The organism is Marinomonas sp. THO17 (assembly GCF_040436405.1).
Classification (GTDB): Bacteria; Pseudomonadota; Gammaproteobacteria; order Pseudomonadales; family Marinomonadaceae; genus Marinomonas.
The window spans coordinates 3,474,812-3,489,234 of the sequence record NZ_AP031575.1 but is presented as its reverse complement, the minus strand read 5'-3'; the positions used below and the strand labels follow the sequence as shown (position 1 = coordinate 3,489,234).

At 43.8% G+C, this 14,423-nt stretch carries 15 protein-coding genes; all 15 read right to left on the bottom strand.

Annotated features, from left to right (window positions below):
• Positions 1–2 precede the first annotated feature (2 nt).
• Positions 3–602: a ribonuclease HII gene (rnhB, locus tag ABXS85_RS16455; protein WP_353667615.1), complete on the bottom strand. Its 600-nt coding sequence runs from the start codon at positions 600–602 to the stop codon at positions 3–5.
• Complete coding sequence (gene lpxB, locus ABXS85_RS16450; RefSeq protein ID WP_353667614.1) at positions 602–1,780, bottom strand: lipid-A-disaccharide synthase; 1,179 nt, start codon at positions 1,778–1,780, stop codon at positions 602–604. Before lpxB ends, rnhB begins: the two co-directional genes overlap by 1 nt.
• Positions 1,781–1,843: 63 nt before the next feature.
• Positions 1,844–2,620, bottom strand: a complete 777-nt coding sequence (gene lpxA, locus ABXS85_RS16445) for an acyl-ACP--UDP-N-acetylglucosamine O-acyltransferase (RefSeq protein ID WP_353667613.1) — start codon at positions 2,618–2,620, stop codon at positions 1,844–1,846.
• Positions 2,620–3,057 (bottom strand): 3-hydroxyacyl-ACP dehydratase FabZ, encoded by a 438-nt coding sequence (fabZ, locus tag ABXS85_RS16440; protein ID WP_353667612.1) that lies wholly within the window; start codon positions 3,055–3,057, stop codon positions 2,620–2,622. Before fabZ ends, lpxA begins: the two co-directional genes overlap by 1 nt.
• The gene (lpxD, locus tag ABXS85_RS16435; RefSeq protein WP_353667611.1) at positions 3,058–4,095 is read right to left on the bottom strand and encodes a UDP-3-O-(3-hydroxymyristoyl)glucosamine N-acyltransferase; all 1,038 of its coding nucleotides are present in this window, start codon (positions 4,093–4,095) and stop codon (positions 3,058–3,060) included.
• 3 nt (positions 4,096–4,098) lie between these two features.
• On the bottom strand, positions 4,099–4,593 hold the full coding sequence (locus ABXS85_RS16430) for an OmpH family outer membrane protein (protein ID WP_353667610.1): 495 nt from the start codon (positions 4,591–4,593) through the stop codon (positions 4,099–4,101).
• Between the two features lie 49 nt (positions 4,594–4,642).
• Positions 4,643–6,955: an outer membrane protein assembly factor BamA gene (gene bamA / locus ABXS85_RS16425; RefSeq protein ID WP_353667609.1), complete on the bottom strand. Its 2,313-nt coding sequence runs from the start codon at positions 6,953–6,955 to the stop codon at positions 4,643–4,645.
• Between the two features lie 10 nt (positions 6,956–6,965).
• Positions 6,966–8,315 (bottom strand): RIP metalloprotease RseP, encoded by a 1,350-nt coding sequence (gene rseP / locus ABXS85_RS16420; protein WP_353667608.1) that lies wholly within the window; start codon positions 8,313–8,315, stop codon positions 6,966–6,968.
• The gene (gene ispC, locus ABXS85_RS16415; protein WP_353667607.1) at positions 8,315–9,487 is read right to left on the bottom strand and encodes a 1-deoxy-D-xylulose-5-phosphate reductoisomerase; all 1,173 of its coding nucleotides are present in this window, start codon (positions 9,485–9,487) and stop codon (positions 8,315–8,317) included. Before ispC ends, rseP begins: the two co-directional genes overlap by 1 nt.
• Positions 9,488–10,291, bottom strand: coding sequence for a phosphatidate cytidylyltransferase (locus tag ABXS85_RS16410; protein WP_353667606.1), 804 nt, complete (start codon positions 10,289–10,291; stop codon positions 9,488–9,490).
• A 2-nt stretch (positions 10,292–10,293) separates the two neighbouring features.
• Positions 10,294–11,025: a polyprenyl diphosphate synthase gene (gene uppS, locus ABXS85_RS16405; RefSeq protein ID WP_353667605.1), complete on the bottom strand. Its 732-nt coding sequence runs from the start codon at positions 11,023–11,025 to the stop codon at positions 10,294–10,296.
• Between the two features lie 48 nt (positions 11,026–11,073).
• Positions 11,074–11,631 (bottom strand): ribosome recycling factor, encoded by a 558-nt coding sequence (frr, locus tag ABXS85_RS16400; protein ID WP_353667604.1) that lies wholly within the window; start codon positions 11,629–11,631, stop codon positions 11,074–11,076.
• Between the two features lie 7 nt (positions 11,632–11,638).
• A complete protein-coding gene (pyrH, locus tag ABXS85_RS16395; protein WP_353667603.1) occupies positions 11,639–12,361 on the bottom strand; it encodes a UMP kinase in 723 nt (240 codons plus the stop codon).
• Between the two features lie 131 nt (positions 12,362–12,492).
• On the bottom strand, positions 12,493–13,353 hold the full coding sequence (gene tsf, locus ABXS85_RS16390; protein ID WP_353667602.1) for a translation elongation factor Ts: 861 nt from the start codon (positions 13,351–13,353) through the stop codon (positions 12,493–12,495).
• Positions 13,354–13,442: 89 nt separating this feature from the next.
• Positions 13,443–14,177, bottom strand: a complete 735-nt coding sequence (gene rpsB, locus ABXS85_RS16385) for a 30S ribosomal protein S2 (RefSeq protein ID WP_353667601.1) — start codon at positions 14,175–14,177, stop codon at positions 13,443–13,445.
• Between the last annotated feature and the right edge of the window lie 246 nt (positions 14,178–14,423).

Genomic DNA, 14,423 nt, shown 5'->3' with positions numbered 1-14,423 from the left:
ATTTATCCCTCAATGATCTTTTTAACTGGGCCAAAGGTGCGCCTGTGTAAAGGCGTGATTCCCAACTCACGAATCGCCTGCAAATGCACAGCTGTAGGGTAACCTTTATGCTTATCAAAGCCATACCCTGGATAAGTTTCTGCCGCTTTCACTATGTCTCTATCACGGGTCACTTTTGCCAATATAGAGGCTGCCGAAATAGCTGCATGACGAGCATCTCCTTTTACCACAGCTTCTGCAGAACAACTCAGATTGGCTGGCACGCGATTGCCATCAATTAACGCATGCTCAGCTTTGATAGATAATTGCTCAACCGCTCGAGACATAGCCAGCATACTGGCGTGCAAAATATTCAACTGATCAATTTCTGCCACAGAAGCACTGGCAATAGCATAACTCAAGGCTTTTTCTTTAATCTCTAAATACAAAGCCTCACGTTTCTTTTCTGACAGTTTTTTAGAATCCGCTAATCCCGCAATGGGTTGTTGCGGATCCAGAATCACGGCGGCGGCGACAACCTCACCAGCAAGCGGACCTCGTCCTGCTTCGTCAACGCCTGCGAGCAAATCACCAAAGTAAACCTGACTAACAAAGGCTTCCATCAAGCTTGTTTCTCCACCTGCATTGCTTGTTTCTCCGCCAACATAGTCACAATAGCCTGAGCCCCTTGCTCACCTGCATTTTTACGCAACATGTTGTGCAAATCCACGTACTTTTGTTGGATCTGTTTATCCTGCTGGAAGGACTGCCATGTTTGCAATAATCGCGTCGCCAAACTTTCTGGCTGCGCTTCATCTTGTAATAACTCTGGCACCAAGGTTTCATTCGCTAATAAATTTGGCAAGGACACATAAGGCACCTTGACCATACGTTTCATAATCTCATAGGTTAAACGATTCACTTTATAAGCAACTACCATAGGACGTTTAACCAACATGGCTTCCAAAGCAGCCGTTCCGGACGCCAGTAAAATGGCATCCGCCGCTGCCATGACGGTTCGGGATTGCCCATCAATAATCACAGCGTCAGCTTGCGTCTCAGCCAAAATTTTTTCAATTTGTTCTCGCCGCGCTGAATTGGCCGCTGGTATAATGAAGGTAGCATCCTGCTGCCTTTGCTTAATCAACTTAATCGTCTCAGCAAATAAGGGCGCAAGGCGAGACACTTCTCCTTCTCGCGAACCAGGCAAAATCGCAAATATAGGCCCATCCACCTTTTCCAAGCCTAGTTTTTGACGCGCTTCTGTTGCATCACTTTGTAATGGAATGTCATCAGCCAAAGTGTGACCAACACAGGTTACTGGAATCTGATGTTGATGATAAATGGGCATTTCAAATGGAAACAATGCCAACATTAGATCAACCGATTGCTTAATTTTATAAATACGTTTTTGACGCCAAGCCCAAACGGATGGACTAACATAATGCACGGTTGGAATCCCAGCTAGTTTCAACTTTCTTGCTAAAGGTAAGTTAAAGTCAGGGGAATCAATACCAATGAATGCAGTAGGCGGATTGTCAACGCAAGTTTGATAAAGTCGTTTGCGAATTCCCAACAATTCTCTGAGACGACCTAACACTTCTACTAGCCCCATAACGGACAAACGATCCATAGGAACCATGCTAGTCAGACCTTCGGCTTCCATCAAGGGCCCGCCAATGCCTTCGAATATTGCTTCCGGTTGCAGGTTTTTTAGATGCTTAATCAAATTCGCGCCAAGAATGTCCCCAGACGCTTCACCTGCAACCAATACGTAACGTACTGTTGACGCCACTTTCATTAATACAACCTCTAATAACAAAAAAACCCCGAATACTTCCGGGGTTTTCTTTTTACGGGGAAACTATCGCACAATCCCACGCTCAGATTTGCGAATAGAAGCGACAAATTCAGCCACTTCAGAAATCGCAAAATCTGCGCTTTGTTCTAGTTCGTTCAGAACGGCTTCAAGAGTCTGCCCTTTCAGGTAAACACTTTTATAAGCGTTACGTAGCGCTCTAATCACTTCTTTCGGTGTGCCACGACGACGCATACCTTCAAAGTTCATACCATGAGCTTTAGCTGGATTACCAGACACCATTACGTATCTGGGTACATCTTTCGTCACCATAGAGCCCATGCCACACATGCTAAAGGAGTTCACCTGACAAAATTGATGAATTCCGGTATAGCCAGCCAAAATAACATTATCACCCACTTTGACATGGCCTGCTAATGCGGCGTAATTGGCCATTATATTGTTGTCACCAACAACACAATCGTGACCAACATGGGTACTGGCCATAAACAAGTTACCACTGCCTATAACCGTAATGCCTTGATCTTGTATGGTGCCACGGTGAATGGTGGCATTTTCACGAATAACGTTATTATCACCAATCAGCAAACGCGTTGGTTCACCCTTATACTTTTTGTCTTGGTTCGCTTCTCCAACTGAAGCAAACTGGTAAATTTCATTATTTTCACCTATCTCTGTGTGACCATTAATCACAACATGAGATTTAATAATACTACCAGCCCCAATTTTGACATTCGCTCCAATAACGCTAAAGGGACCAATCTCAACACTTGGATCAAGATCCGCATTAGGGTCAACTAAAGCCGTTGGATGTATCGCCACTATAACTTCCTATCAGCACACATTATGGTTGCAGAACATGCTAACTCGCCATCTACGGTTGCTTGACACTCAAATTTCCATATACCACGTTTCTCAGTCAGAATCTTGGCCTCTAATTGCAAACGGTCACCTGGCACAACAGGACGCTTGAAACGTGCTTTATCTGAACCAACAAAGTAATAAATAGAACCATCTTCTGGCGTTTTGTCCATGGTTTTAAAACCAAGTACGCCTGCGGCTTGTGCCATGGCTTCAATAATCAGCACACCCGGCATAACGGGATGATCAGGAAAATGACCATTGAAAAATGGTTCGTTTACAGTCACGTTTTTATATGCCACGATGGAATCGTTCAGATTTAACTCAACAACACGATCAACTAATAAAAATGGGTACCTATGAGGTAAATACTGACGAATTTCATTTACGTCCATCATTTAAACATCAACCTTTTCTGAAAGCTTATTAATTTTCTTTTCCAGTGTTGTAATTTGCTTCGCCATACTATCGATTCGTCTAAAGCGAGCCACCGAACGACGCCACCTGGACGTTGGTTCCATCCCCATGCCAGAGGAATATGAGCCCGCTTCTGGAATCGATTTACTTACCATACTCATCGCTGTGATATGAACATGATCTGTAATCGTGATATGACCTACAATCCCTACGCAACCAGAAATTGTACAAAAAGCACCTATCTTTGCACTTCCTGCAATCGCTGCATTCGCAGCTATTGCAGTATTATCACCAATTACTACGTTATGAGCAATTTGAACTTGATTATCTATCTTAACACCACTGCCAATTTGGGTATTTTCAATGGCACCTCGGTCAATGCTTGTATTTGAGCCGATTTCAACACGATCGCCAATAACAACCCCACCCAATTGATCAATTTTTTCCCATTCACCGTTATTGGGCGCAAAACCAAAACCATCAGACCCAACAATACAGCCACTGTGGAATATACACTCTGCCCCCACATGCACATCATGGTAAAAGGTTACATTGGGGTATAAACGCGTTCCTTGCCCCAAAGTACAGCCACAACTGACCACACTATTGGCTCCGATGACACAATCGTCACCTATAATCACGCCTGCATCTATGACGGCATTGGGGCCAATTACCACATTACTGCCCAAGGTTACATTGTCGGCAATCACTGCAGAAGGATGAACCCCTTGCCAAGATTCTGTTTGTGGAACAAAGAGATGGGTAAGCTGAGCAAAGGCAAGATAAGGATTGGCAACTATAATGGCGTTGTCTAAGGTGGCTGCAAGTTCCTCAGTTTTAACAAGAACAGCACCCGCTTGAGTATTGGCAAGCTGACTTTGGTATTTAGGATTGGCCAAAAAGCTCAATTCGTTTTTCGTCCCCTTTGCAAGGGTTCCTAATTTTTCAATGACAAGCTGCTTGTCACCTTTTACCAAACCACCAACTTTCTCAGCCAATTGCCCTAGCGAGTAACTCATATATTAATTATCCTTATTAATGCGTTCCACCAATTCACTGGTGATATCAGATTCACTATTTGCATACAAGCTTAGCTGCCTATTGAGGACTAAGTCTAGTTTACGTTCTTCAATAATAGATTTTAATGCCGCCTCACCTTTTGGCGTTAGACTGTCTATTAGATTTTTCTCCAATATTTTGGCTTGCTGTTGCATTTGGGCAGCCATTTTTCGAATGCCATTTTGACGTTGTACCAATTCTCTACGACGCTTATTAAACTCTTCTGGCGCTAAAGTTAACTCTTCTCGCTTTAATGCTTCATCTGCTGCTTTTAAATCGTCTTGTGCTTTTTGCAATCTGGCATCCATTGCTTGAATTTTTTGTTGCGGCTCTTTGGCTGCTTCTTGACCAATATTGCTTTGTAAAAGTGCCGCCCTAAAATCCACCACCGCAACTTCCGTCGCCTGCACGTTTACCGTAATCAATAGCGAACACAGAGCCATTATCATTCTTTTCATCACAAATCCTCTTTAAACATTTACATTATTCTTGCTACCGTAAACGGAATCAGAATGTGGTACCTAACTGGAACTGGAAAGAGTCAGTACTGTCGCCATCTTGAGCATTAAGTGGTCGTGCAAAGTTAAAGGACAAGGGGGCAATCGGCGTAATCCAGGTCCAACTCAAGCCCACACTATAACGAATCTCAGACAAGTCGACACCTTCGTTACACTGAGTATTGGCCGCTAAACAATTATCTGTAAACACGTTACCTGCGTCCATGAAGAAAGAAGTACGAACTGATTTATGATCTTCGACCATAGGTAATGGGAAAATGAACTCGGCCGTACCAGTAATCAAGATGTTACCGCCCAAAGCAGATGTGCTAGTGCTGGAATCATCATATGAGTTTTGAGGACCAAGAGAAGAGGCACCAAAACCACGTACCGAATAAGCACCACCAGCATAATAGTTTTCAAAGAAGGGTAATTCCTCACTATCACCGTAACCAGAACCATATCCTAAGCGTCCTTTTAAACGGAACAACCAAAGGTTGGACTCTGTAAAACTCCAGTATCGCTGAGAGGTTAAGCCCAGTTTGTAGTATTCCTGATCACCCGCTGGTAGCGACACTTCCATTGAAGCTTTAGTCGAGTATCCGTCCGTTGGCAAAACACCACCAACCAAGTCATTATCGGACCAGGTCAAACTAGCAATCAGGTCATCGTAATTATCACCATATTTATCAATATAATTTTCGGTCTCATTAGACGGCTCGCTACCCAGCTGAACGGTACTTTCTTTTATCGTCATACCAAAGGTTAGACGTTGGGTATCAGAAATCGGATAACCATAAGTCACACCAGCTCCAATTTCATCGAGATCGTAATCTTCAACATCATCATCTGCATGATCACTGGCTTGATAAAAAATCTGAAAGCCTCGACTCACGCCGTCAACAGTAAAATAGGGATTATCATAACTAATAGAATAGTTATCCGTCTGATCGGTTCTTGACGCTTTAAAAGAAAGCTTATTGCCTGTACCTAAGAAGTTGCGTTTGGAGATACCAAAACCCAACACGGTACCGTCTTCCTGAGAGTAACCAATACTGGCTTGAATACTTCCAGACGCTTGCTCTTCTACCACAACATCGATATCAACCTGATCCGTGGTGCCAGTCACAGGCCGCGTACGTAAGTCCACATTACCGAAGAAACCAAGACGCTCAATACGACGCTTAGAAGATTGAATCTTCGAATGCGTGGCTAATGCACCTTCAAATTGTGTCATTTCACGACGCAATACTTCGTCTTGAGTTTCACTGTTACCACTAAAAGTTATGCGGCGCACATAAACTTGAGGTCCAGGGGTAATTTGGTAACTCAAATTTACTGTATGATCATCCAACTTCTCAGGAATCACATTGACATTGGTAAATAAATAACCATCGTCACCAAGCTCAGTTGAGATACCTTCGATGATTTTTGTCACTTGACTACGCGAAAAGAGATCACCTTTTTTCTGCGAGATTCGCTTCCATACCCTGTCTTCCGAAATCGGTAAGCTACCACTCAGAGTGACGTTATTTAGATAATAAGGTAGGCCTTCATTCACATTAATGACGATATAGACATCACGTTTATCCGCAGACAAACTGACCTGACTGGAAACCACTTGAAAATCTAGGTAACCATTGTCCAGATAAAAGCTCTTTAGAGTATTAATGTCGCCCTGAATTTTTGCCTTAGCGTATTCATCTGCAGAGCTGAAAGGGTTCCAATAACCCGTTTCACGGGATTCAAAATCTTTGGTTAAGGTCTCTTCATCAAAAGCCTTGTTACCCACAATATTAATGTGAACGATTTTAGCCGTATCACCTTCGTCGATATTAATTTTAATGGCGATACGATTACGTGGCATGTCTTCCACATCAATATCTACTTTGGCACTGTAACGACCTAACGCATAATATTGACGCTGAAGCTCTTGAGTAATCTGGTTCAAGGTCTCAGGTTTGTAAATTTCACCTATTTCCAATCCTGACAACTGTAAGCCACGCTCTAAATCTTCGGTTTTCACCAATTCATTGCCTTCGATGGTCAAGTTACCTATAGATGGGCGTTCTACCACCTTAAATACCAACACACCATTCTCTTCCAGCACATCAATGTCGCTGAAAAAACCTGTATCAAACAAAGCACTAATGGCTTCATATACCTTATTTGAGTCGTATGACTGATCTTCATTAAAACCGATCAAATCAAAAGCCCGAGACGATGGCATTTGTACTAAACCATCTATTCGAACGTCCTCAACCGCTTTGGCAACACTATACACACTGAAAAAAGCCAACAATACAGCTAAAACGACTCTCACATATACCTCTCTACAAGCGGGCAATATCATTAAAAATGGCAACGGCCATTAAGGCAAATAATAACGAAGCGCCAACTCGATAAGCCATGCCCTGTATCTTTTCTGACACTGGCTTACGACGAATTGCTTCTATTCCAAAAAACAACAAATGCCCACCATCCAACATAGGAATAGGCAGCAAATTTAACACACCTAAACTCACACTTAGGTAAGCCATAAACTTTAAAAACGATTGCAGACCAGAATCCGCAGAAGCACTTGCCACCTTTGCAATGGTAATAGGACCGGATAAGTTATCCAGAGAAATTAACCCTTGCAGCATCTTACCAATCGACCCTATGGTCAAAGAGATCATTTTTGCGGTTTGTTCAACGCCATAAACCATGGCTGCAAACACACCGTAATGACGCTCACGAATTAAGCTTTCGTCCCATTTAGGCGGTACAACAGCCAAACCCGCATAACCGACCAATTTACCATCACGCTCCGTCGCATCAGGTTGTAAAAATAACGTTTTACTTTGTCCTTGCCTTAATACTACTACTGTCAGCTCATCACTTGGGCTGGTTTGCACTTTCTTTACAACCTGCTGCCAGCTGTCCATCGCTTCATCGTTGATGGTAGTAATCACATCTCCAACCATAAAGCCTGCCGCTTGGGCCGCTCCTGAATCCACCACTTGCGCAATCACCGGCTTCACTTTTGGTTGCCAAGGTAAGAGGCCAAAGGATTGAATTAAGTTACTGGGCTCTTCACCCACCAACCAGCGATTCAACACCACCTGGTCTTGCTGAATGCTAGACAGACCTTCTGCGCGATAGCGAACGATAATAGTTCTTGTTTGACCAATCAAGCCCGCCAGCGCTAAATTCACCTCTTCCCAAGAAGAAACTGCCTCACCAGCGATTTCTACTAACTCATCACCTTCTTGTAATTGAGTTTGCGCAGCTAGGGAATTGTCTATGATATGGCCTACTTTCGGTGCTAAGCTTTGAATTCCTAATAGGGCTACCAAGGCATAAATCGCTACTGCAAGAATAAAATTCGCCAAAGGCCCAGCGGCAACAATCGCAATACGCTGCCAAACATTCTTTTGCGTAAAAGCTTGATGCTTCAGAGCATCAGGGACATTCCCTTCTCGCTCATCCAACATGCGCACATAACCACCTAACGGAATCATGGCTAAGGTGAATTCAGTACCCGTTTTCTTACTTACATAACGATAAATCGGCTTACCGAAGCCCACAGAAAAACGCAGCACTTTGACACCACAACGTCGCGCTATGTAATAGTGACCAAATTCATGAAAGGTAATCAGTACACCCAACGCAATCACAATCGAAAGAATATTTTGCAGCATTATTTTTCACCACATGAAATACATTGTTCAGCCAACAATCGCGCAGCCGCATCCGCTTCAAAAACATCGTCAAGCTGATTCACAGATCGAATATCTGCTTGCTCCAACACAGTTCGGTTTACTTCTGCTATTTGCAAAAAACCAATTCGGTGCTGAAGAAAAGCCGCCACCGCCACTTCGTTCGCTGCATTTAATATTGCCATTGCTGTCCCCCCCATAAACCAAGCATCAGCAGCCAATTGCAAATTAGGAAAACGCTGTAAATCAGGCGCTTCAAAATGCAATTTAGCCACTTGCGTTAGATTCAAAGAAGGCACATTAGTTTCAACGCGATTTGGCCAAGTCATACCATAGGCGATGGGAATCTTCATATCCGGATTGCCCATTTGCGAAATCACAGAACCATCCCGATAAGACACCATAGAATGAATGATACTTTCAGGATGAATCACTACTTCGACATCATCAGGAGTCACATCAAACAACCAGCAAGCCTCAATTAACTCCAACCCCTTATTCATCAGAGAAGCCGAATCAATGGAAATTTTCTGCCCCATCGACCAATTAGGATGCTTACAGGCTTGAGCTGGAGTGACATTAGCCATCTCATCTAATGACCAAGTACGAAATGGACCACCAGATGCGGTCAAAATAATTTTATCCACATCCTGTTTATGAGCCCCCGCCTTATGCTGAGGTAAACTTTGATAAATGGCATTGTGCTCGCTGTCAATCGGTAACAGCATAACCTGACTTTGCGCCACTTCATCCATAAACAGCTTACCAGCGGTCACCAAGGATTCTTTATTGGCCAATAAAATACGCTTACCTGCACGAATACCAGCAAGGGTTGGTTTTAAACCGGCAAACCCCATAATAGCTGCCATGACTTGGTCAACTTGTGCATCCGCAACAATGCTCTGCAAAGCTTCATCACCCCATTCGAACGAAGTGGATGACTCTGCGCATAGAGTCGCTAATTCATCGCGGGCTTGTTGTGACCCCATCACAATTCTTTGAGGTTTAAAACGACGACAAATCTGTGCCATTTTATCGACACTGACATTTGCCGACGCACTGACCAAGCGAAACTTATCAGGATGCTGCGCAATGATATCTAACGTACTTTGACCAATAGAACCAGTCGCACCTAATAAACAAATACCCTGCATTTACAACCAACCAGTCAACATTAAGAAGACAACAAAAATAGGCGCCGCTGCTACCAAACTATCCACTCGATCCATCACACCACCATGACCAGGAATTAAGTGGCTAGAGTCTTTCATCCCTTCATAGCGCTTAAACAAACTTTCGGTTAAATCACCCAACACAGATACGGCGGTAGTGACCAAGGCGACCAAAGCTAACAACAACCAATCCTGAGTTGTATAAAGCTGCCAGAAACTGAAAACAGCCACGCCAATTTGCGTTAACACTATCCCGCCAAAAACCCCTTCCCATGATTTCCCCGGGCTAACATATTGAGCCAACTTGCGCTTGCCAAAGCGACGACCCGCAAAATAGGCGCCTGAATCTGCACCCCAAATCAGACCCATTAACAATAATACCCAAGTCACAAAATCAGCGGATTGCTTCAACACCACTAAAGCAGCCCAAGTCGACACCATCACCAAAGCACCAAACAACAGCCTTACTGGCGTTTGCTGCCATAACAAAGGCGTTGGATAACGAATGACCCAATATAAAGCCAAACACCACAGCAAGGGACTCAACATTACACTCATAGTCAACCAGTCGGCTCGAGCTGTCATATAACAAAAAGCGGCCACTAAGAGCGCAAACAAAACTCGCAAGGATTGGTTTTTAACCCCAGACAAACTTGCCCATTCCCAAGCTGCCAACACCACAACAGCGGCCATAGATAAAGAGAAAGCTTGCGCGCCAAGAAAAAAAACGGCGAAAAGGAATAGAAACGCCATCACTACGGCACTGAAAATACGAGGAAGTAACATGATTATCGTCCACCATAGCGACGCTGACGATTTTGATAAATTCGAATGGCTTCATCAAAATCTTGTTGCTCAAAGTCCGGCCACAATACCGGCAAGAATACAAATTCCGTATAGGCTGACTGCCACAACATGAAATTGCTGATACGCTCTTCTCCTGACGTACGAATCAACAGATCCGGTTCTGGAAGGTCTGCCAGTTGAATATGCTGAGCCAGTGTTTCTTCGGAAATGTCTTTAGCATCCAATCGACCTGCTGCCACATCCACTGCTAACGCTTTAGCAGCTTGAGCTATATCCCAACGACCGCCATAATTAGCTGCGATCACCAGGGTCATATGATCATTATCCTGGGTCGCCTCTTCCGTTGCACGAATCTGTTCTTGCAGTCCCTTACTGAAGCCTGAAACATCTCCCATGACTCGCAACTTAATTTTATGGGTATTAAGGCGTTTCAACTCTTTTTTCAAAGAGCGCATAAACAATCCCATTAAACCGTCCACTTCCGTCTGTGGACGCTTCCAATTTTCACTGGAAAACGCAAATAAAGTTAGTACTTTTACACCAGAACGCGCCGCTGCCTCGACGGTACGCCGCACCGCAGCGGCGCCAGCGGTATGGCCCGCAATACTTGGTAAAAGTTTCTTTTTCGCCCAACGATTATTACCATCCATAATAATGGCAATATGCGCAGGGCCGACTACAGTGACTGCACTGCCGTCAACCGATTCAGACATATATCATTCCTAGCCAATAAAAAAAGCGAGACAAGCTCGCCCTTCTCATTAAATTTCCATCAAGTCTTTTTCTTTTGCCGCAAGACGCTCTTCCACTTGCGCAACAAACTTGTCAGTGACTTTCTGTACTTGATCTTGGCCACGACGTTCTTCGTCTTCAGAGATTTCTTTCTCTTTTACCAAATCTTTTAGGCTAGTATTCGCATCACGACGTATATTACGGATTGCAATACGACCATTTTCCGCTTCCGATTTTGCTTGCTTAAAATAGTTACGGCGAGTCTCTTCCGTCAATGCCGGCATAGGAATTCGAATAAGATTACCCGTGGTAGAAGGGTTCAAACCCAAATCCGACTTCAAGATGGCTTTTTCAATCTCAGGTACTAAATTTCCTTCCCAAGGAGAAATCCCCAAAGTACGAGCATCCTCCACCGTGATATTAGCCACTTGGCTAAGCGGTGTATCAGCACCGTAGTAGTTCACTTTAATTGGATCTAATAGGCTTGGGTGTGCACGACCTGTACGGATTTTTTTAAATGCCGACTCAACTGAAGACACGGCTTTTGACATGCGCTCTTCTGCGTCTTTCAAAATTTCGTTAATCATAACTTCCTCACTCAATCACTGTACCTTCATTGCCACCAACCATGATATTTACCAAGGCTCCTGGCTTGTTCATATTAAAGACTCGCACTGGCATACTGTGGTCACGGGTCAAACAAATAGCGGTCAAATCCATCACCCCTAATTGCTTATCAAGCACTTCATCGTAACCTAACTTATCATATTTGACGGCATCAGGGTCTTTCATAGGATCCGCCGAATAAACGCCATCCACTTTCGTCGCTTTTAATACCACGTCCGCATCAATCTCAATACCGCGCAAACAAGCAGCAGAGTCAGTGGTAAAAAACGGGTTGCCGGTACCAGCAGAAAAAATCAACACATCACCTTCTTTCATTTGACGCATAGCGCGACGACGATCGTAAGGCTCAACAATACCCGTCATGGTAATGGCCGACATAACACGGGTAGCGATATTAGCGCGTTCCAAAGCGTCACGCATTGCCAGCGCATTCATTACTGTTGCCAACATACCCATGTGATCACCCGTCACACGATCCATACCTGCTTGGCTCAAAGCTTGGCCACGAAACAAGTTACCGCCACCAATGACAATACCAACTTCCACTCCAATACCGCGTAACTGGCCAATTTCCAATGCGATACGATTCAATACTTTAGGGTCTATACCGAAAGACTCATCACCCATCAAGGCTTCGCCACTCAGCTTAAGCAAAATACGTTTGTAATTTGGATTCTTTTCTTTTGGCATACCCACCTCCGGCCTGGACTAGTTTATTCAATAGAGCATTGAGATCACCTGCAAATGACTCTTTTGCATCCAACTTTCATAAAAAGGGGCAGTCAAGCTGCCCCTTTTTTAAACATTCACACAATTAAGAATTAACCCTTAAGTTGTGCTGCAACCTCTGCTGCAAAGTCTACTTCTTCCACTTCAATACCTTCACCCACTTCAAGGCGAACAAAAGAAGTGACAGTAGCGCCGGCATCTTTCACTAATTGACCCACTTTAATTTCTGGGTTCTTAACGAAAGGCTGCTCTACAAGACTGTTCTCAGCCAAGAACTTTTTCATACGACCAACAATCATTTTATCAACGATTTCTGCTGGCTTGCCAGCCATGTCTGGCTGTGCACGGATGATTTCTTCTTCTTTTGCAAGAATGTCAGCAGGCATGTCTTCGCCTTTAACAACGCGAGGGGCAACTGCTGCAACATGCATAGAAACGTCTTTCGCCAATTCGTTAGAGCCGTTTTCTAGCTGAGTCAATACAGCGATTTGACCGTTACCATGTAGATAACCACCGATTAAACCACCTTCAACGACAACCGCACGACGAGGCGTAATATTTTCACCGATCTTTTGAACCAAAGCTTCACGAGCTTCGCCGATCTCACCAGCCAACAAGGTTTCCATGTTGGTCTCTTTGGTGGTGAATACAACATCAGCAACTTTATTTGCAAAGGCAACAAAACCTTCGTCACGAGAAGCAAAGTCAGTCTCAGAGTTTACCTCAACCAACACACCGTAAGAAGCATCGTCTGCTACACGCATCACGATGGTTCCTTCCGCTGCAGTACGACCTGCTTTTTTAGCGGCCTTCATACCACTAGATTTACGAAGCTCTTCGATCGCTACTTCGATATCACCATTGGCAGCGACAAGTGCTTTTTTACACTCCATCATGCCAAGACCAGTACGTTCACGTAGCTCTTTTACCAATGCTGCAGATACTGCGGCCATGTTAAATCCTCTTATACCAATTCAAATTTAAAAAAGGAGGTGAGACTCTCAACCTCCCTTTAGAAACCAGAACAAACTCGAAAGTTTGCTTACGCTTCAGCAGCTTCGTTTACTTCAACGAATTCGTCAGCGCTACCAGCGGTTGCAGAACGGCCTTCAAGAACCGCGTCAGCGAAAGCTGTAACATAAAGCTGAACCGCACGAATCGCATCATCGTTAGCTGGAATGATGTAGTCAACGCCATCTGGATCACTGTTGGTATCAACGATACCGATAACAGGGATACCTAGCTTGTTGGCTTCTTTGATTGCAATACGCTCGTGATCAACGTCGATAACAAACAATACGTCTGGAAGACCACCCATATCCTTGATACCACCCATAGAAAGCTCAAGTTTTTCAAGCTCACGAGTACGCATCAAAGCTTCTTTTTTAGTCAATTTATCGAACGTACCATCAGTCATTTGTGTTTCTAGATCACGTAGACGCTTGATAGAAGCACGAATGGTTTTGTAGTTCGTCAACATACCACCTAACCAGCGATGGTTAACGTATGGCATGCTAGCACGAGCAGCTTGCTCTTTGATGGTTTTAGATGCAGCACGTTTAGTACCAACAAACAACACCTTGTTTTTGTTCTCAGCCATTTTCTTAACAAGCTCAAGCGCTTCGTTAATAGCAGGAACAGTGTGCTCAAGGTTGATGATATGAATTTTGTTACGAGCACCAAAAATGAATGGTTTCATTTTTGGGTTCCAGTAACGAGTTTGGTGACCAAAGTGTGAACCGACCTGCAGAAGGTCGCGCATAGAAACTGTAGGCATTTTACTATCCTTTATTCGGGTTACATTAAGCTTACCAGCTAAAAGCATCAGTCAAACCGGGTTTAAAGCAACCCATGACACCCCAGACACTTTTAATTCATGCGGCAAGATCGTTAGTTTAAGTTAATTGCCCAACACTAAGACCTAAGTCTGTCGAGCGGGCGTTTTATACCATAAAATGACACATTTCAAAAGACTTTATATGGCTTTTTACTATCAAATTAATAGAATACTTTTTCTCTATTG

Coding starts and splice junctions, on each gene's coding strand:
- ispC (WP_353667607.1), bottom strand. CDS start 9,487: ATGCAGGGTATTTGTTTATTAGGTGCGACTGGTTCTATTGGTCAAAGT.
- frr (WP_353667604.1), bottom strand. CDS start 11,631: ATGATTAACGAAATTTTGAAAGACGCAGAAGAGCGCATGTCAAAAGCC.
- ABXS85_RS16410 (WP_353667606.1), bottom strand. CDS start 10,291: ATGTTACTTCCTCGTATTTTCAGTGCCGTAGTGATGGCGTTTCTATTC.
- lpxD (WP_353667611.1), bottom strand. CDS start 4,095: ATGAGTTACTCGCTAGGGCAATTGGCTGAGAAAGTTGGTGGTTTGGTA.
- rseP (WP_353667608.1), bottom strand. CDS start 8,315: ATGCTGCAAAATATTCTTTCGATTGTGATTGCGTTGGGTGTACTGATT.
- tsf (WP_353667602.1), bottom strand. CDS start 13,353: ATGGCCGCAGTATCTGCAGCATTGGTAAAAGAGCTACGTGAACGTACT.
- rnhB (WP_353667615.1), bottom strand. CDS start 602: ATGGAAGCCTTTGTTAGTCAGGTTTACTTTGGTGATTTGCTCGCAGGC.
- rpsB (WP_353667601.1), bottom strand. CDS start 14,177: ATGCCTACAGTTTCTATGCGCGACCTTCTGCAGGTCGGTTCACACTTT.
- uppS (WP_353667605.1), bottom strand. CDS start 11,025: ATGTCTGAATCGGTTGACGGCAGTGCAGTCACTGTAGTCGGCCCTGCG.
- ABXS85_RS16430 (WP_353667610.1), bottom strand. CDS start 4,593: ATGAAAAGAATGATAATGGCTCTGTGTTCGCTATTGATTACGGTAAAC.
- pyrH (WP_353667603.1), bottom strand. CDS start 12,361: ATGCCAAAAGAAAAGAATCCAAATTACAAACGTATTTTGCTTAAGCTG.
- fabZ (WP_353667612.1), bottom strand. CDS start 3,057: ATGATGGACGTAAATGAAATTCGTCAGTATTTACCTCATAGGTACCCA.
- lpxB (WP_353667614.1), bottom strand. CDS start 1,780: ATGAAAGTGGCGTCAACAGTACGTTACGTATTGGTTGCAGGTGAAGCG.